Source organism: Thermanaeromonas sp. C210 (assembly GCF_013167955.1).
In the GTDB taxonomy this organism is placed as follows: Bacteria; Bacillota; DSM-521; order Neomoorellales; family Neomoorellaceae; genus UBA12545.
On sequence record NZ_BLWF01000002.1, the window covers coordinates 582,868 to 601,002 of the forward strand.

The following is an 18,135-nucleotide window of genomic DNA, read 5'->3' on the forward strand; positions in this document are numbered from 1 at the left end:
AACCAACGCAGAGACACCATGTACCCTTCCAGTCACACGCCCCACGCCAGGAATGCCTAACCTAATTTAGCATAAAAGTAATACCCTGTCAACAAAGGCCCGGCCTGGGCCCAGCCCCACCTTGTGGCCCGCGGCCGGCAGTCCCCATGATACTTCTGGCGCTACAACCCCCTGTTTCCAGCGCCGGGGGACTAGGGCTGCTAAACCCAGGAAGGCTCCCCTAGGGCGTCAAAAGCAGGGAAGCGATATTAAAGTAAACTATTAAAGTCAGGGCGTCCACCACGGTGCTGATGAGGGGACTGGCCATAATGGCCGGATCGATTCTAAGACCCTTGGCCATTAACGGCAACAGCCCTCCCACCACCTTGGCCAGGAAAATGGTTATCACTAGGGTCAAGCTGACCACCAAGGCAATACCGAGAGGAACCCGCTCCAGAAAGAGCAGACGGATAAAATTTACGGCCGCCAGTACCAGGCCCACCACCAAGCTTACACAGCTCTCCTTGGCCAGGACCCGCCAGGCGTCCCGGGGCCTGATCTCCCCCAGCGCCAGGCTGCGAATAACCGTGGTGGAAGACTGGGACCCCGCGTTCCCGCCCGTACCCATGAGCATGGGAATAAAGGCCGCCAGAATCACCATCCCCTGGAGCACCGTCTCAAAATGCTCGATAATCCGGCCCGTGAAAGTGGCCGAAAGCATGAGGGCCAGCAGCCAGAAGATGCGGTTGCGGGCCACGGCAAAAATACTCTGGGCCAGGTAGGATTCCTCCGTAGGCTTGATACCGCCTATCCTGTGAAAGTCTTCCGTAGCTTCCGCTTCTATGACGTCCATCACATCGTCGACGGTAATGATACCTACCAGACGGTTTTCCTGATCTACTACCGGCATGGCCAAAAGGTCGTATTTCTTGAAGAGGGCAGCCACCACTTCCCTGTCTTCGTGGGTTTTGACGGCCACGACATCCCGGGTCATTAAATCTCTTATCCAGGCTTCCGGCCGGGCCAGTACCAGGTCTTTGAGGGTGATGGCCCCTACCAGGCGGCGTTCTTTATCGATGATATAGCAGGTGTAGATGGTTTCTTTATCCGGGCCGGTATAGCGTACGTGCTCCAGGGCCTCCGCCACCGTCATACCCTCGCGGAGGTCCACAAACTCGATGGTCATAATGCTGCCGGCCGAGTCCTCCGGGTAATTCAGAAATTCGTTTATGAGCCTGCGTTCGCTCTCCGGTGTGCGCTGGAGGATTTTCTTAACCACGTTAGCCGGCATTTCCTCGAGGAAGTCGATTTTATCGTCGAAGGATAAGGCCTCCACCAGGCTTTTAAGTTCATCCTCGGCGATCATCTGGGATAGGGCGGTCCGGATCTTTTCCGACAGATAGGCAAATACCTCCACCGCCTTTTCCTTGGGCAGAAGCCTGAAGGTAAGCAGGCTGCGCTTGGCATCCAGCCGGTTGAGGATTTCCGCAATATCCTGCACGGGGGCCTGTATAAGGTAGGTCTTCAACTGCCGGTAGTTCTTTTCCTCAATCCACCCGCGAAACAATTCCACGGTGCGGTCTACGTCTTCTATCTTGTTTCCCCCTTCGAGGTGGGGGAGTCCGGTAGGCGGCAGACGGTTGGCCACGATAATCCCCCACTCTTTAGTTTACTGTATGAAGTTGTAAAATATAGCGCGTCGAACCATCGTGGGAGCGGGTCCACCGTACCACCACCCTTCGCTAAAAGTAGAAACTAGGAAAGCGGACATATCATAGCACATTGAAGGGAAAAGATCAACGAACGCAGCACAAAAGGGCCGGGCCATTATCCGTAATCCTTACCCGGCCGTTGGAGCGTTCCTGAGGCCCTTGGAAGAATTCGCCCCGGCCCCCCTTTGCTCAGACGCCTCACTCGCCTACCCCGATAGGGGGCCTTCCGGTCCTCGGCACCGCCGGGGTTGGGAGTCCGCCAGGGTACGGCCATCTCCCAGGGAGGCGACATGGTCCGGCTGGTCTCCGGGCTCTACGCCATTGGGAAAGGGGCCAAGGCTTACCGAGGGGCCGCGGTAGAAAGGGCACCGGTCGGTCCCCCAGCGTGCATGGGCCTCGGTCCTGACTAGGCACCTCCCCCGCAAGGGCGGGGTCCCCGGCGCCAGAAAGCCGAAAGCCCCGGGGCGTCTCCCGGGGCTCTAGCTCCCTTTAAACGGCATTCTCCTCAATATTAATTTAGTCCCCTTCGGCGGCGGTAAAACGTCCCCGCGCCTTTACCCTGCCAGGGCCTCTCCTTCCCGCCGGAGAACCCTTTGGAGGTAAGGCAACAGCAGGCGGTCCAGGCCGTACTGGTAGGCGGCAGGCCCGGCCACCAGAAGGAGGATGGCTACAGTGTACATAACCGGATTAGTGCTGGCCGTACCCGCGAGCATAAAATTCAAATTCATAAAGGCACCGACGAAGAGGGCAAAAACCGTAGCGGCTCCCAAGATTAAGGCCAGCCCCGTCAATATCTCGCCCAGTACTACCAGCTTGGCAAACCAAGAGTAGTGGCCGCCGTCCAACAAGCCCTGGATGAAAGCCTTGTACCAGCCGTACTTGATGGCCGGCTGGGACTCGGGCAAAGCCCCCACCGCCCTGGCCCAGAATCCCTGAAGGGCTTCCCCTCCCCTCATCCACCTGGGATCGGACAGCTTGTGCCAGCCCGCCTGCAACCACTCCCACCCCAGCCAGATCCTGAGCACGGTCAAAAGGGGCGCCAGGGCTTTGCTACGTAAAAAGCTTGGCATGAAGACCCCCTCCTTGTTTATGCTTGACCTTTTTACCTTTAACTATACGGTCCGGAGGAAAGCCTTTCTATCGGCCCTGGAACCCATTTTGGCTAGGGTGCTGACCCTAGGGTCCGTGCCCTATGGGTTCTCTAAAGCTACCCCCTCTACATCATAGACGAGGGACCGCTCCCCTAACTCTTTACTCCCCTTTCGAGGGCGCCCAGCTGTTAACTTTCTTCCTCCTCCAGGGTCCAAAAGCCTTTCCTGAGGGCGTATTTCACCAGATCCACCCGGTCGTGGACACCCAGCTTTTTCATAAGGTTGGCCCGGTGGGCCTGGACGGTCTTTACGCTTATGAAAAGGCGCCGGGCGATTTCCGCATTGGTCAGTCCTTTGGCTACCAGCCGCAAAATCTCTTGCTCCCTGGGAGTGAGTTCGGGGCCCGCTTCCTCCGCCGTGCGCCCTCCTCCTACTCCTGTCCTCTGCAGCCCTTCCACTACCCGGCGGGACACCGCCGGGTCTAGGTAAACCTCACCCTGGGCCACCAGCCGGATGGCTTCGACCAGTTGGGACACCCCGGCCCTTTTCAGCACGTAACCCGAAGCCCCCGCTTTCAAGGCGCGCAAGATCGTATTCTCATCATCGTACATGCTAAGAACGACAATACCGAGGTTGGGAAAGGCTTCTCTCAGGGCCCGGGTGGCCTCTATGCCGCTCATGCGCGGTAGGCGCAAATCCATAACCACTACTTGGGGGTCGGTCCGCGCCGCTACCTCGAGGGCTTCCTCTCCGGTAGAGGCCTCACCGACTATAACCACATCTTCTTCGGCCGCCAGTAAGGTCTTCAGGCCTTCCCGCACCACTACATGATCCTCTACCAGCATGACCTTAATGACCATTCCCGTTGTCCCCTCCCGGGGCGCTGTAAGGCAGCCACACGGTAACCCGGGTACCTTTACCTGGCAGGCTCTTAATATCCAGCCTTCCCCCGGCCATAGCCGCCCGTTCGCGCAAATTGAACAGGCCCATACCCCGGGAATCGGCCGCTTCTTCCCATCTGAAACCCACTCCGTTATCCGCTACGGCAAGGCCTAACCCCGTGCTTCCCAGGTCCAGCTGCACCTCCACCCGGGTGGCAGACGCGTGCCGACGGATGTTGCTTAAGATTTCCGACGCCATATGATAGAAATGACTCCGCTGATCCGCATCCATGTCCTTCTCCTGCCTGCCCCGCCAGTGAAAGTTTACTTCCATCCCCGTACTCGCCGTAAAGTCGGCCAGCAAATCCTCCAAGATGGGTACGGCCCTGCCCGGCAAACCGGGAGCCAGCTCCAGCTGCTGCAAATAGCGGCGCAGCTCGTTGAGGAGGCCATCGGCCCGGTCCCTCAACCGGCGCAGCTGAGCCCCGCAGGCCTCTGGTTCTTTTTTCAACAGTGCCAGGGCGTGGTCCAGTCCCAGGGAAAAGCCGTAGACGGACTGGATGACGCCGTCATGCAGGTCCCTCCGAATGCGCTCCCTTTCCAACCACACCAGTTCCCGCCGGCGCAATTCCTCTAACCTGCGCCTGTTTTCGATTTCGTACAAATCCAGGGTGCGGATGATAAAATAAGCTGCAAGGACGGCGGCGGCGGTTCGCCATAGCTGGACCGGCAGACCCCATTGCAGCAGGAGGGAAGTGTTAATGAGACTGGCCGGCGGGAAAGGGGCCGGAGGCACTACCATCCCACCGGCAAAGGCGTAGAGGGCAAAGGCCAGGGAAGCCCCTACCAGGCCCCGGTCCAGGGGCGGATAATGGACTTCTTTTACTTCCTCCCTCTGGAGGAACAGGCCCAGAGAGCTCGTCACGGCACCCGGCAGGGCCAAAAAATAGCGCGCCATGACTTCCGTGGAGGTTAGCCATGCGGAAAAGTTTCCGGGGTCGGCGGGACGGCGGGCCAGGAAAACATAGAGCCAGACCGCCGCCATGAGGAAAGGCAGCCTCTGCCACCCCTTTGACCAACCCCACCTGCTGGCCAAGAGGGAAAGGCCAAAGCTCAGCAGGAAGGCAAAGGATAGGGCCATTAAGGCGGCATGCCCGCCGGTAAGCACTGCGCCCTGGAGGGTCTGCCGTCCCCTGGCCGCCATGCCGGGGGATAGGAAAATATATAGCCATTCGGCCAGGCCATGGGTCAGGCCGAAGACGGCCAGCAGAGGAAGATACTGGCCCAGGCGGAAGGAGCTCGGCCCCCTGCCCCGCAGGGCAATACTAAAACCCATGAGGAAGAAGGCTAGCCCGTAGACAAAAAATACCAGATACCAGTTGTGGTCTAAAATTTCCAGCAGGGTGCTGCGCAGCATCTCGGATCTCCCTTGGCGACCAAAGGGGGTCCCGGGGCCTACTCCGGCCGGATGGCCTCCAGGCCGCCCATGTAGGGCCTTAAGGCGGGAGGGATGACCACCGAGCCATCTTCCTGCTGGTAGTTTTCCAGGATAGCGGCCACCGTACGGCCGACGGCCACACCAGAACCGTTCAGGGTATGCACGTAGCGGGGTTTCTCCTTGGGACCCGGCCGGAAGCGTATGTTAGCCCTCCGGGCCTGGAAATCTTCGCAATTACTGCACGAAGAAATCTCCCGGTAAACACCGGCCGCCGGGAACCACACTTCCAGGTCGTAGGTCTTGGCCGAAGCAAAGCCCAGGTCTCCGGCACATAAGAGCACCACCCGGTAGGGGAGGCCCAGGAGCTGTAGAACCTCCTCCGCATCCCTGGTCATCTTCTCCAGCTCTTCATAAGATTGTTCCGGCCGGGTGAACTTAACTAATTCCACTTTGTTAAACTGGTGCTGGCGGATGAGGCCCCGGGTATCCCGGCCCGCCGCCCCCGCCTCGGCCCGGAAGCACGCGCTGTAGGCCACGTGGTAAAGGGGCAGCTGCTCCCCCTCCAGGATCTCTTCCCGGTACAGGTTGGTTACCGGCACCTCGGCCGTGGGTATAAGATAGTAATCCGTACCGCTGATATGGAACATATCTTCTGCGAACTTGGGAAGCTGCCCCGTCCCCAGCATGGCACCGCTGTTGACCAGATAGGGAGGGAACACTTCAATATAGCCGTGCTTCTCGGTGTGTAGATCCAGCATAAAGTTGATGAGGGCCCGCTCCAGTTTGGCCCCGGCTCCCCGGTAGAAGACGAACCGTGCCCCGGCCACCTTGGCACCCCGTTCAAAATCGATAATGCCCAGCCTTTCCGCGACCTCCCAGTGGGGCCGCGGGGCAAAAGTAAAGGCCGGCTTATCTCCCCAGAGCCGCACAACTTGGTTGTCTTCCTCGCCGGAACCGTCGGGCACCGAGGAGTGGGGCAGATTGGGTAGAGCCAGCATTTCCTGGGCCAGCTGCTGTTCTACGACCTCGAGGTCCTCGTCTAGCTCCTTAATGCGCCGGGAAACCTCCCTCATTTCCGCGATAAGATCCTCCGCCCCCTGCCCCGCCTTTTTCAGCCGGGCGATCTCCTCCGACACGGTGTTGCGCCGGTTCCTGAGGCCTTCTACTTCCGTAAGCAAGCTGCGCCGCCGGGCATCCAGGTCCAGAAACTGTTCCAGCGGGGCGGCCAGGCCCCGGCGCCGCAAGCCCTCGACCACCAATTCAGGATTCTGGCGCAATAACTTTATGTCCAGCAAAGTACATCCCCCTTTGTCCCCTAGCCGGGTCGCCCGTCGTCGCGGCCCGCAATTCCCTTTCGTGCCAGTGCTGGCTGTTGCTTGTCACTATTATGACACGATTGTCAGCGGTTGGCAAACCCCGGTCGAGCGCCCCTAGCCCTCTCCCTCCGGTCCGGGAAAGGCCGGATTCCTGTTTTCCATCCCCTCCGCATAAGGGAGGCCGGCCTTGCCAGGGGGAAAAGCCCTGGCCGCCCCTGCCCGGACCGACACCTAGACCTCCTCCACCTCGACTTAACCGGCCGTCCTCCGGGGAAGGCCCTTTCGACCTCCAGGGCTGCGGCCGCGCGGGCCGGAGCCGCCGGCCTTTTAAAGGTGGAGGTAGCGGACGTCCAGCACCCCTGAAATCCGGCGAAGGACCTGGAGGACTTCCCGGGGCACCTCGGAATCGATGCTCATGATCATGACCGCCTCTCCCCCCGCCTCCCGGCGTCCTACCTGCATGGCCGCAATATTAATACCGTGGTCGCCCATGGCCAAGCCCACGGGTCCGATGATTTTGGGCCGGTCGATGTGGGGAACGTAGAGCATATGCCCTTTCAGTCCCGCGTCCAGGCTATAACCGTTGAGACCCACCAGGCGGGGCTCGCCAGCCTGGTTCACCGTACCCGCGGCCAGGAATTCTTCCCGGCGGCCTTGGAGCCGGGCCCTGACCAGGTTGGTGTAATAACCCATATCCCGGCTCTTGTTTTCCCTTACCCGGATGCCCCGCTTTTTGGCCACTACGGGAGCGTTTACGTAGTTTACGGCATCACCCAGGAGCGGACGGAGGAGCCCCTTAAGAAAGGAACTGGTCAACGGCGAGAGGTCGTATTGGGCCAGGTCGCCGTCAACGGTGAGCTCCGCTTCCAGGACGGGCCCTTCCATGAGCTGGCCCAAAAAACCTCCGAGCCTTTCGGCCAGCTCCAGATAGGGCCGCAGGACCTCGGCCTGGGGTCCCCGCACCACCGGAATGTTCACGGCATTGTGGACTGGTTCCCCTTTAAGGCAGCGCACAACATCCTGGGCTACCTCCGCGGCCACCGCCCTCTGGGCCTCGGCAGTAGAGGCGCCAAGGTGGGGAGTTACGATGACGTTGGCCAGCCGGAACAGGGGGCTTGCCGTCACGGGCTCCTGTTCAAAGACATCCAGGGCCGCCCCTGCCAGGTGCCCGCCGGCCAGGGCGTCATAGAGGGCCTCCTCGTCCACTATACCCCCCCGGGCCACGTTCAAGAGGCGGGCCCCCGGTTTCATAAGGCCCAGCTCCCGGCGGCCCAGGAGATGATAAGTATCCTTCGTCAAAGGCAGGTGGATGGTGAGAAAATCGGCCTCCTTAAGGACCTGTTCCAGGGGGGCCAGGCCGACTTCCAGGCGTTCCGCCTGTTCCGGTGGTACAAAGGGGTCATAGGCGAGCAAGCGCATATCAAAGGCCCGGGCCCTGCGGGCAACCTCGCTGCCGATCTTGCCCAGGCCGAGGATGCCCAGGGTTTTATCCTTGAGCTCTACACCCAGAAATTTCTTTTTTTCCCATATCCCTTCCTTGAGAAACTTGTCGGCCTGGGGAATATTCCGCGCCAGGGCGAGCATCAGGGCTAAGGTGTGCTCTGCAGCTGCAACGGTGTTGCCTTCGGGTGCGTTGACCACCAGGATACCCCGCTCGGTGGCCGCGGCCACATCGATGTTATCCGTTCCCACTCCCGCCCGTCCGATAATGCGCAGCCTCCGGGCTCCTGCCATGGCTGCAGCGGTAACCCTGGTGGCGCTGCGCACGATTAAAGCATCATAAAGGGGCAGAACTTTTTTTAGCTCTTCTTCGTCCATCTTCCCCCGGGCCTCCACTTCCAGCCCCGCCTCTTCCAGGATCTTTAGACCCTGGGGATCGATATGGTCCAAGGCGAGAACCCGCATAGGAAACATCCTCCTTTGGGGATTTTGTTATGCTCTATCCTTCGCCTCCCTCTCTCGCCGGAGAGCCCCTGTGGGGATCCTCACGGCAACCCCTCCCACCGCTCCGGCCGGGTGCCTTTCCCCTCCAGGTTCCCAGGGACAACTGCCGGCGAGTTCGGCTTTCCACCGGGGTTGGGGTGCTCCCGTTCCCCTCTGTGCGGAGAACCTTAAGCCGGCCTCCCCGTAGCGTGCGCCCGGAGGGGGGATTTTGCCCCCCGGTGAGGATTAAAGGGGGTTGGGGGCCGGCACCCGGTTAGGATGCCCGCCCCTCCTGGTACACCCTTAGGGCCGCCGTAACCCCCGCCCCGTCGCGGGTCCTTATACCCAACCGGTCCAGGACGTCCTCTAACGCCGCCAGGCCTGCCAGTATGTCATGGGTAGTGACATAGCCCAGGTGGCCGATGCGGAAAATGCTGTCCTTTACCTCCCCCTGGCCCGCGGCTACTATTACGCCGTGCCTTTCCCTCAAGGGAACAATGATGTCGGAGGGTTTAAGTCCCTGCGGCACTTTAACGGCGGTGACCGAGGGCGAAGCTACCTCGTCCGGCGCCAAAAGCTCCAGGCCCAGGGCTTTGAGGCCGGCCCGGACCATATCCCGGAGGAGGGCATGCCGCCGGAAACTGCCCGCCAAGGTTTCTTCGGCCACCATATGCAGTGCTTCCTCCAATCCGTAAAGGAGGGAAACGGCCGGCGTGTAGGGGGTACAGCCCCGGGCAGCCTGCTCCCGGGCCGCCAGGAGATCGAAGTAGTAGCGGCGGTTGGTACACCGCTCCACGGCCTCCCAGGCCCGCCGGCTCAAGGCCAGCATGGACAGGCCCGGCGGAACCATAAAGGCCTTCTGGGAACCTGCAATGGCCACATCCACCTTCCAGGCGTCCACGGGGAGATCGGCGGCTATGAGGCCGCTTATGGTGTCAACCACCAGCAGGGCCGGGTGCCCGCGGCGGGCTTCGCTGATGGCGCGGATATCATTGAGAACCCCCGTTGAAGTTTCGTTATGCTGGACCAGGATGGCTTGGATCTGGCCCCCTTTGTCCCTCTCCAGCCTCGCGGCAACGGCCTCCGGATCGGCAGCCTGCCCGTAGGGAAAGGCCATTACCTCCACGTCGACCTCGAAACGGCGGGCTATCTGAATAAATCGTTCCCCAAAGGCCCCTACGCTCACGGCCAGGGCCTTATCCCCGGGGGACAGGAGGTTGGCCACGGCTGCTTCCATGGCCCCCGTACCGGAAGAGGTGAGGACTACTACGTCGTTATTAGTCTGAAAGACCCCTTGCAGGCCGCGGGTCACTTCCTGCAGGAGCCGGACGAACTCGGGTCCCCGGTGGTTTATGGCCGGCCGGGCCATGGCCTGAGCCACCCGGGGCGGTACCGGCGTAGGGCCGGGCAAGAGCAAGATTTGCTTGTCAAGCATACTCTAATATCTCCTCCTTCCCTTTAATCGGGTTAAAACAAGAACTCCCGTCCCTGCCGAGTCGTCAGGGACGGGAGTCTCTTCCCGCGGTGCCACCCTACTTGGCCAGGAAAGACCGTACCGGTTTTCCTGACCCCCTCTGCATGCGTAACGGACATGACCGGGCCGGTTTGCCCCGCCGCTGGCCTTCTCCGCTGAAGAGACCCTCCCCGACGGGTTTATCGCCGGCCACTCAGGGGTGCCTGGCTGCAGCCTCCGGGCTGGTTCCCACCGACCACCAGCTCTCTCGCTTACCGGAGTGGGCGCGCCTCCTCCCCCTCATCATTTTGGCGGTATCCTTTGTTTTTGGCAATGATTTTAGCACAGGCCCGGCGACAAAGCAAGGGCCTTTTTCCCCTGAGTTATCCCCTGTTCTTATTCCAGACCTGCTTGGCTTTCGCTGGCTCCAAAAACCCTCGCGGGCCAAACTAGCGACCGGCCGCAAGCTCCGGCGGGGTTCCCGGCCCAATCGGCATCCTTGCCGGTGGGGCCGGTCTCGGACATCCTATCCTCGACCCCGCCTCCGCTTTCGGCCGAAGCTCAAGCTCGGCTAGCCGCTCGTGTTTAGTCGCTCGCTTTCAAGTCCAAGCAGGCCTCTCCTTGCTAAAAGTGGAGATGCGCCAGCCTTTTCCCCAGGCGCGACGGCTGCCGGAGCGGGCCCTAGGGCAGGCAGATATACTGGCCGACCTGGAGATTGTACGGGTCTATGCCCGGGTTGAGTTCCAGCAGGCGCTCCACCGTGGTGCCCACGGCCTGGGCAATGCGGAACAGGGTATCGCCCGGAGCAACTTCCCAGAAGGCGCCGGAAGGACAAGGAGGCCTCACTTCTCCCATAAGCATAACCCCCTGGAGAAAACTTTTGCACTTCCCCGCTTTAATTTATGCTGTCTCCTGTCAAAGGGGTATAGGCCGCCCTCTGGGGTTTGAGGGACTTGCCGGGGGTGTGCCGATACGCCTTGCTCGGAAGTCAGCGGCCTGCGTTGGCGTAGCAATAAAGGCAGCCCGAAGGGCAGACCATGTTGTACCAGCCCAGATCTACTGCATGGGTACAACCGCATAAGGGGCGCTGTCCCCTGGCCCTATCCGTACGGCACGGTTCACCGCGGGGGTGGAGCTGGCTCAAGAGCCGGCCGTCGATACAGCTTGAGGTGGGCAAGCCCGGAACACAGCAGGCATATAAGGTTGCCCCGCACGCCCCGGCGGCTGCGGCCAGACGGCTCCATATCTGCCGGCGCTGGTCGCCGTCAAAGGGCACCGCCTCCCATCCCCGCCCGCCGAGGCGGCGCCGCACCTTGGGATATAATTCCACAAAGGAAGTAGAAAAGCTTTTTACCCCCCGCGCGGCTGCTTCCCGTATAATGTCCACGGCTTCTTCTACGTTAGTAAAGGTCCGTTCACCGCGGCGGAAGATCAGCAGGGGATCCGGGCGCACCCGCAGGCGGCGGGGATCGCCCAGGAAGTCCACCAGGTCCGGGATCCTGGCCAGGACCTGCTCGGGTGGGGGTACTTGGGGCTCGACGGGCGTGCCTCCCAGGCCGGTGATGGTGAGGTGAAGGTAGACTTGGTCATAGCGCCTCAAGGCCGGCCGGAGCCCTCCCAGCACCGCCTGGGGAAACTTAGTCCACACCACCACTGTGTGCACTCGTTCCGGGGGATAGCGGCTGGTCAGGAGGTTGGCCAGCCTGTCGGCGTAAAAGAAAGGCTCTGTCCGGCGGGAAAGGCTTACCACGACCTTCACGGCCCCGGCCTCCCTAACCTCAGCCGATGACAATCCGCTTGTCGCCGACGCGGCGCGTAAACTTGGTGTGGTCCAGGTATTCCAGGAGGGGCAGTACATACTTGCGCGAGCTTCCCAAGAGGTCCCGCACCTCGGCCAGGGTAAAAGGGCCCTTTTCCCCCAACCGCCTTATGGCTTCCCGGGCCTCTTCCAGGGCTTCGCGGTGAAAGTATAGGCCTTCGGATACTTTCACCAGAATTCCCTGGCGCACCAGGTAATGGAGCAACTCTTCCAGTTCCCCTGCCGTAAGGTCCAGGTCTTTCCCGGCCTCCTCCGTCGAGGGTGGCTGGAAATGGCCCTGCCGGTAGCGCTCCTCCAGCACGGAGATGGCCTTTTGCTGGCGCGCATCCATCTGGGGGCGGTAGCCTGCCAGGTGCACGCTGTTCCCCTCTACGCCGATTCTTCCTTCGGCCTCCCAGTGTTCCAGGAGACCGTAGAAAGTGCGCCCGTCCAGCCGGGGGAAGAATCGCGTCCGCAGCTCCTCTTTGGGAAGGCCGGATCTCAAGGAGTAGCGGCGGTGAAACTCCTCCAGGGCGTCCCGGACCCTCTCCCACCACCGGTTCAACGAGGCCGGGGTCACGGCATAAAGATCCCCCTCTCCTGCAGGAAGGAGCACCACCTTGCCTTCTTTCTCGGCGACCGCGAGGATCTCATGGGCCTCCTTACGATCCACCTCCGCCCGGGCAGCTGCCTTCCGCAGGCTAAGGCCCTCCCTCTCCTCCCCCACTACACTTAGGAGGATGTCCCGGGAGGTCCCGGCCATCCGCCGCGCCAGGGTCTGGATCACCTCTTCCCGGAATCGCCGTCGCCGGGGAGGATTGATGCTGATTACCTCCCCCCCTCCGATGGTTTCCAGGGGGGAATAGGTGCGCAGGATAAAACGATCCCGCGCGGCCGCTACCACCGGTTCCTCCAGGAGGAGTTGGGCAAAGGCTTCTTGTCCCCCGCCCAATTCCTCCCGGTCCAGCAGGGCCACCCGTCCCAGGGCTTCTTTAGTGCCCAGGTAGAAGCGGATCCGCTGCCGGTGTTTTAAAGGCTGGGCCTCCGGCAGGAGCTTTAGGCTTACGTCCAGCCGCCAGGCCGGCCTCCACCATCCCGGCTCCACCACCACGCTACCCCGGTGGACTTCTTCCACGTTCACACCCGTGAGGTTGACGGCCACCCGCTGGCCGGCCTGGGCCCGCTCCACAGACCTGCCATGGACCTGCAGGCTTCGCGCCCGGCTCTTTAAACCTTCCGGCTGGATTTCCACTTCACTGCCGACCTGGATGGTTCCCGACCACAGGGTACCGGTCACGATAGTACCGAAGCCGGGGAGGGAAAAAACCCGGTCGATGGGCAGTCTTACCCTCCCCGAGGCCGGACGGGGCGGAATTTCACGGGTTTCTTGGGCCAGGAGGTCCTGGAGTTCTTCAATCCCCTCCCCCGTCACGGCCGAAACCTTCACGAGGGGCGCCCCTTCCAGGACCGTCCCTTTAACGGCGTCCCGGACTTCCTCCTCCACCAGGGCCAGCCAATCCTCCTCCACCAGATCTATCTTGGTCACCACCAGGATACCCCGGGGAACCCGGAGGAGGTCGATTATGGCCAGGTGTTCCCGGGTCTGGGGCATTACACCTTCGTCCGCAGCTACCACCAGGAGGACGAGGTCAATGCCCGCCACCCCGGCCAGCATCTGCCGGATGAAACGCTCGTGGCCGGGGACATCCACCAGCCCCAGCTGCCGACCGTCGGGCAGCCGCAGGGGCGCAAACCCCAGCTCTATAGAGATGCCTCGTTCTTTCTCTTCCTTCAGCCGGTCCGTGTCCACGCCGGTGAGGGCTTTGACCAGTTCGGTTTTCCCGTGATCTACATGGCCCGCCGTGCCTACCACCACATAATCCAAGGAGCTTCCCCCTTATGCCAGGACCTGGGATAGGGCCCGCACTATCTCCGCTTCTTCTCCCGGCAAGACGGTACGCAGGTCGAGGATCAGATTCTCATCCTGTATGCGGGTCAGGACGGGCGGCTCCACCTGTCGTAATTTTTCTGCCGCCCGGGCGGCGCTGACCCGGAGGGGACGGACCGTCACCCCCCACGAAGGAAGCTCGGCCAGGGGCAGGGCACCGCCGCCCACCTGGGAAGATACTTCCTTGACCCCCACCTCGGCCCGGCCTCCTATCTTCTCCCCCAGCAATTCGCTAAGCCTGGCGGCCCGCCTGGCCAGCTCTTCCCCGGAAAGGGTTAAAAGCCGCAAGGTGGGGATCTCCTGCCGGGCCCTTTCCGGCTCCCGGTACGCCCTTAAGGTGGCTTCCAGGGCAGCTAGGGTCATCTTATCGATGCGCACGGCCCGGTTCAGGGGGTGACGGGCCACCTCCCGGACTAAATCCGCCCGGCCTACAATAATACCTGCCTGGGGCCCTCCCAGGAGTTTATCACCGCTAAAGGTGAGGAGATCCACCCCCGCCGCCACTTCGTCCTGGACCGTGGGCTCATGGCCTAGGCCGTATTCACCTAAATCCACAAAGCAGCCGCTTCCCAGGTCTTCCATGACGGGAATACCGTACTTGCGGCCCAGGCTCACCAGCTCGGCGGTGCTCACCTCCCGGGTAAAGCCGAGGACCCGGTAATTGCTGGGATGGACTTTGAGGAGTAGGGCCGTATCCGAGGTAATGGCCCTTTCATAATCGGAGAGGTAAGTCTTGTTGGTAGTCCCCACTTCCACCAGCCGCGTCCCGCTATGGGCCATGACTTCCGGCACCCGGAAGGAGCCCCCGATCTCTACCAGCTGGCCGCGAGAAATAACGGTCTCGCGGCCGGCGGCCAGAGCGGCCAGGCAGAGAAATACGGCGGCCGCATTATTGTTGACCACCAACGCCGCTTCGGCCCCCGTAATCTCCTGCAACAGCTCTACTACGTGGCTGTACCGGCTGCCCCTCTCCCCCGTGGTCAGGTCCATCTCCAGGTTGCTGTAATGGGCAGCACAGATGGCCACGGCTTCCACGGCGGCGGGGCTTAAGAGGGCCCGCCCCAGATTGGTGTGAAGGACCACCCCGGTGGCGTTGATAACCCTTCGCAGGCTGGGCCTTTCACGGCGTTCAAAGAGGGCGGCAGCTTGGGCCGCCAGTTCCGCCGGGCCCGGGGGTTCGGCCCCCTCCTTTAAGATGCGTTCCCGCCACTCCTCCAGCACCCGGCGTACACAGTCCCTGGCCCGCAACCGGTCCCTGGCCACCGCTGGTGCCAGTTCCTCGCGCTGCAGCACTTCATGGACTGCCGGCAAGAGGCGCAGCAATTCTTCCGGCCCCATCCTTAACACCTCTTCTTCTGCCTGGATTATATCCTTCCCGGCCGTCCCGCGCAACCTAGGCGCTACCTGAGTTATCCCCACTTTTTGCGGGAGAGGCCTGCCTTGGCTTGAAAGCGAGGGACTAAACCCGAGGGGCTGCCGAACTTCACGAGGTCGAAAGCGGAGGCGGACCCGAGGCCGTGGACGGCCGAAGCCGGCAATTGAGACGGGAGGTCGGATTTGCCGGGAAGTCCGCCTTAAGCTTATAGGCTGAGTGATAGTTTGGCCCGCGAGGATTTCCAGAGGGAGGGAAAGCCTAGCAGACCCAGGCTCGAAAGTGGGGATGCAACGGGGATGCGCCCGGAGCAGTACACCGGAACAGGCTTTCCCGACTGCCGCGTGAGGGAGGGGATCGTCAACAGGCCCTCACGCCAGGGGCCGGGCACCTTGGGGAGTTACCACGTAAGTCTCTTCTAGTCCCACCGCCCCCTGGCCGGGAAATACGAATTTGGGCTCTATGGCGATCACCATGCCGGCGGCTAGAACGGTCCTGTCCCCGCGGGCCAAGACCGGCCACTCGTTGAGCTCCAGCCCTACGCCGTGGCCGATGTATGCCGCCTGTTTGCCCCAGCCCATGAAATGCTCGCCCAGACCGGCCTCGCGAGCCTTACGAACTGCCAGGTCGTAAAGCTCTCCTGCCGTGACGCCGGGCCTGGCCCGCTCCGCCACCAGGGCGGCTATTTCTTCTGCCACTTTCTGGGCCCGGAGAAGCTCCGCCGGTGTCGACCCGGCAAAATACACTTTGGTCTTGTCCACCAGGTAGTCGCCGTAGACCCCCGCGTAATCGATGAGCAGGGGCTCCCCGGCCTGCCATACGCGGGTACCGGCCCCCAGAGGATATAGGGCGGATAGGCCGCGCCCGGTGAGTGTCCAAGGATAGCCGGCGGCGTAGGCCGCGTGGGGGCCGGCGGCCACCAGGCCTATGGGGAGCCCCTGCTCGTACCCCCGGTACCGCACCCGGCCCTGGTGCCCGCGGCGCCGGGCGTAACCTTCCAGATCAGCCGCAATTTCCAGCTCGGTCATCCCCGGAACTATCTTTTCTTCGATGTACTGGAAAACCTCTTTATGTTGAGCGGCGGAATGCCGCAGGGCGGCCAGCTCCGGCTCGGATTTAACCATGCGTAAGGAGCGCAACTCCCCGCTGATGTCCTCCCACTGGACCTCCGGGAATACCTGCCGGTAGCGGGAAAAAAGCTTCCAGGATATTACATCCATCTCGGTACCCAGGCGTAGCAGGCGGCGGTACCCGAGATCCGCCAGGTGCAGGGGGATCTCCCGGAAGTTTGCCAGGGGTATGACCGTGTCCCACACTGTTTCTCTCCGGGCCCGAGCTTCGTCTTGGTATACCAGCAGACAGGGTTCGCCCGCCTGGGGGACGAAGAGATGGGCCTCCTGGGCCGTGCCGGTGAGGTAGAAGAGGTCTGCGGCCTGGAAGAGGAGGGCGCCGTCGAGGCCCCTGTCGCAGAGCCTCTCCTGGAATAGGGTCAGCCTCCGGCCGAATTCTTCGCGAAGCATCTTCGGGATTTCCATGGACCTTGCAGCAACTCCTTTGGGTGCATAATCTGGGTCGTAGAGGATAAAAGCTATAACTAGTATCCGCCTGAGGAAACTAACATAAGAAATGAAGGAGGGAACCCCAGTGGAGATCACACCCTGGCGGCCTTGGCGTCAGAGGTCACCCTGGCCTTTGCGGGAACTGGTGGCCTGGCCGGAGGAGGTAATGCGCAATTGGTTTGGTGGCTGGGCGGGTAATCTATGGGAAACCGGGCCTCGCCTGGACCTTTACCAGACCGACAAAGAAGTGGTAGTGACGGCGGAGCTGCCCGGCCTCGTATCCAAGGATGATGTAGAGATAACCGCTACCGAAAACAGCCTCTCCATCCGGGGCGAGGTACGCCGGACCCAAGAGGCAGCCGAACAGGACTACCACCGCTCAGAGCGTTTTTACGGCACCTTTGCACGTACTATCAGCCTGCCAGCCGAGGTGGATCCGGAAAGGGCGACTGCCTCCTACAGGAACGGAATCCTGGAGATCCGCATCCCCAAGGCCGCCCAGCAGCGCCAAAGGCGCATCCCCATCGACCTCCATTAACAGTGGTCCCCAGCAAGAACCCTCTTGCTGGGGACCCCGCTGCAGCCATCTAGTGGTAAACCACATTCAGGTGCTCCGGCCGGGGCAGGGGATCCCTGATGGGCGTACCTTCCGGTAGATATTCCCTTTTTTCTCCTTCGATCAACAGCTGGACCTTATGGATAGAAGGAAATTGGGTCAGGGTCCAGAGCAGGGAATCGACGAAGAGGGTTTCCATGGTGGTCCCCCCGCCGTAACCCACTGCCTCCTTGCTCAGGTCTACCACCGCTACCCCGTCCTGTACGGCTAAATGGAGCAGCTTGGTTCCCGGCCAGACCGTGGGCAGCAGACCGCTGTCTTTGGGGGGACCGGCCAAAAGGGCCTCCACCGCCGCCCTGGGCAAATCTTTTTCGCCGTTGCCGGGGGCGGCTACGGTGACCGGAACCAGATGAAGGGCCTGCTCATCGCTGAAATACACCTGGACGGAACCCTCCTGCCCTTCCCCTTGGACAAGGCTGTTAATAGCGGGTGGGCGTTTGATGGTTCCCTCCAGTTTAATCCCCGCCAACTCGGGGATATTCTGGCCTTCCACCATAACTTTGACCCCTTCGATACCCTGTACTTCCGTCAGGGTGAGCACCAGGGAACGCAGGGCCAATTCTGCTTCCCGGGCGTCTTTGATCTTTAACAGATCGCTGGTGAAATCCACATAGGCGGTCTTCTCACCTGTCAGGGCGTAAACCTCCCGCAGCTTGACGCCTTCGGGCATGGTGGGGTTCAAGCCGTCTTCCGGGGGACCAGCCAGGAGCTTTTCTACGGCCGTCTTGGCGACTTCCCGGGTGGGATTAATGCTTATGGTCACCGGCACCAGGTAGCGCCCATCGGAAGTAGCATAATAGACCAATACCTGGGCCAGCTCCTTGTCGTACAAGAGAGGCCGTGTCTGCTGCACAGGGCCAGGTGCCGGAGCGGCCTCTGTTGTGGCCTTACGCCCGCAACCCGGGCTCCACAGTAGGGCTAGGGCCAAAAACAGCACAGAGGCCACACGCCAACCTCGCGCCTTTTTCCTCCCGGTCCCGACTGACATATCTTCTTTCCACTCCTTTCCGGCCCTGGATGATAGATATCTTTCGACAGATAACCTGCGA

General features: G+C 61.6%; 14 protein-coding genes. 1 reads left to right on the top strand and 13 read right to left on the bottom strand.

Annotated features, from left to right (window positions below):
• Window positions 1-220 precede the first annotated feature (220 nt).
• The 12 genes from mgtE to TAMC210_RS07115 form a co-directional block, all read right to left on the bottom strand.
• Window positions 221-1,552 (bottom strand): magnesium transporter, encoded by a 1,332-nt coding sequence (gene mgtE / locus TAMC210_RS07060; RefSeq protein ID WP_373996445.1) that lies wholly within the window; start codon window positions 1,550-1,552, stop codon window positions 221-223.
• Window positions 1,553-2,245: 693 nt separating this feature from the next.
• A complete protein-coding gene (locus TAMC210_RS07065) occupies window positions 2,246-2,761 on the bottom strand; it encodes a DoxX family membrane protein (protein ID WP_173298061.1) in 516 nt (171 codons plus the stop codon).
• A gap of 209 nt (window positions 2,762-2,970) precedes the next feature.
• Window positions 2,971-3,642: a response regulator gene (locus TAMC210_RS07070; RefSeq protein WP_173298062.1), complete on the bottom strand. Its 672-nt coding sequence runs from the start codon at window positions 3,640-3,642 to the stop codon at window positions 2,971-2,973.
• Window positions 3,632-5,080: a sensor histidine kinase gene (locus TAMC210_RS07075; protein ID WP_173298063.1), complete on the bottom strand. Its 1,449-nt coding sequence runs from the start codon at window positions 5,078-5,080 to the stop codon at window positions 3,632-3,634. Before TAMC210_RS07075 ends, TAMC210_RS07070 begins: the two co-directional genes overlap by 11 nt.
• 38 nt (window positions 5,081-5,118) lie before the next feature.
• Complete coding sequence (gene serS / locus TAMC210_RS07080) at window positions 5,119-6,396, bottom strand: serine--tRNA ligase (RefSeq protein WP_173298064.1); 1,278 nt, start codon at window positions 6,394-6,396, stop codon at window positions 5,119-5,121.
• Window positions 6,397-6,744: 348 nt separating this feature from the next.
• Window positions 6,745-8,322 carry a phosphoglycerate dehydrogenase gene (gene serA / locus TAMC210_RS07085; RefSeq protein ID WP_173298065.1) on the bottom strand — a complete coding sequence of 526 codons (1,578 nt, stop codon included), beginning with the start codon at window positions 8,320-8,322 and terminating at the stop codon, window positions 6,745-6,747.
• Window positions 8,323-8,614: 292 nt separating this feature from the next.
• Window positions 8,615-9,775 carry a pyridoxal-phosphate-dependent aminotransferase family protein gene (locus TAMC210_RS07090; RefSeq protein ID WP_173298066.1) on the bottom strand — a complete coding sequence of 387 codons (1,161 nt, stop codon included), beginning with the start codon at window positions 9,773-9,775 and terminating at the stop codon, window positions 8,615-8,617.
• A gap of 699 nt (window positions 9,776-10,474) precedes the next feature.
• Complete coding sequence (locus TAMC210_RS07095; protein WP_254388548.1) at window positions 10,475-10,648, bottom strand: LysM peptidoglycan-binding domain-containing protein; 174 nt, start codon at window positions 10,646-10,648, stop codon at window positions 10,475-10,477.
• 133 nt (window positions 10,649-10,781) lie between these two features.
• On the bottom strand, window positions 10,782-11,552 hold the full coding sequence (locus TAMC210_RS07100; protein WP_217267299.1) for a DUF1848 family protein: 771 nt from the start codon (window positions 11,550-11,552) through the stop codon (window positions 10,782-10,784).
• 19 nt (window positions 11,553-11,571) lie between these two features.
• Window positions 11,572-13,467: a selenocysteine-specific translation elongation factor gene (selB, locus tag TAMC210_RS07105; protein WP_254388571.1), complete on the bottom strand. Its 1,896-nt coding sequence runs from the start codon at window positions 13,465-13,467 to the stop codon at window positions 11,572-11,574.
• 21 nt (window positions 13,468-13,488) lie between these two features.
• Window positions 13,489-14,877, bottom strand: coding sequence for an L-seryl-tRNA(Sec) selenium transferase (gene selA / locus TAMC210_RS07110; protein ID WP_173298188.1), 1,389 nt, complete (start codon window positions 14,875-14,877; stop codon window positions 13,489-13,491).
• A gap of 405 nt (window positions 14,878-15,282) precedes the next feature.
• On the bottom strand, window positions 15,283-16,446 hold the full coding sequence (locus tag TAMC210_RS07115; protein WP_173298070.1) for a M24 family metallopeptidase: 1,164 nt from the start codon (window positions 16,444-16,446) through the stop codon (window positions 15,283-15,285).
• A gap of 109 nt (window positions 16,447-16,555) precedes the next feature.
• Between TAMC210_RS07115 and TAMC210_RS07120 the strand changes: the two genes are divergently transcribed.
• Window positions 16,556-17,008, top strand: a complete 453-nt coding sequence (locus TAMC210_RS07120; RefSeq protein WP_254388550.1) for an Hsp20/alpha crystallin family protein — start codon at window positions 16,556-16,558, stop codon at window positions 17,006-17,008.
• A gap of 49 nt (window positions 17,009-17,057) precedes the next feature.
• Here the strand turns inward: TAMC210_RS07120 and TAMC210_RS07125 are convergent, their stop codons facing one another.
• A complete protein-coding gene (locus TAMC210_RS07125) occupies window positions 17,058-18,032 on the bottom strand; it encodes a GerMN domain-containing protein (RefSeq protein WP_173298072.1) in 975 nt (324 codons plus the stop codon).
• Window positions 18,033-18,135: the final 103 nt, after the last annotated feature.

Coding starts and splice junctions, on each gene's coding strand:
- TAMC210_RS07065 (WP_173298061.1), bottom strand. CDS start 2,761: ATGCCAAGCTTTTTACGTAGCAAAGCCCTGGCGCCCCTTTTGACCGTG.
- TAMC210_RS07070 (WP_173298062.1), bottom strand. CDS start 3,642: ATGGTCATTAAGGTCATGCTGGTAGAGGATCATGTAGTGGTGCGGGAA.
- TAMC210_RS07075 (WP_173298063.1), bottom strand. CDS start 5,080: ATGCTGCGCAGCACCCTGCTGGAAATTTTAGACCACAACTGGTATCTG.
- serA (WP_173298065.1), bottom strand. CDS start 8,322: ATGCGGGTTCTCGCCTTGGACCATATCGATCCCCAGGGTCTAAAGATC.
- TAMC210_RS07090 (WP_173298066.1), bottom strand. CDS start 9,775: ATGCTTGACAAGCAAATCTTGCTCTTGCCCGGCCCTACGCCGGTACCG.
- TAMC210_RS07095 (WP_254388548.1), bottom strand. CDS start 10,648: ATGGGAGAAGTGAGGCCTCCTTGTCCTTCCGGCGCCTTCTGGGAAGTT.
- selA (WP_173298188.1), bottom strand. CDS start 14,877: ATGGGGCCGGAAGAATTGCTGCGCCTCTTGCCGGCAGTCCATGAAGTG.
- TAMC210_RS07115 (WP_173298070.1), bottom strand. CDS start 16,446: ATGGAAATCCCGAAGATGCTTCGCGAAGAATTCGGCCGGAGGCTGACC.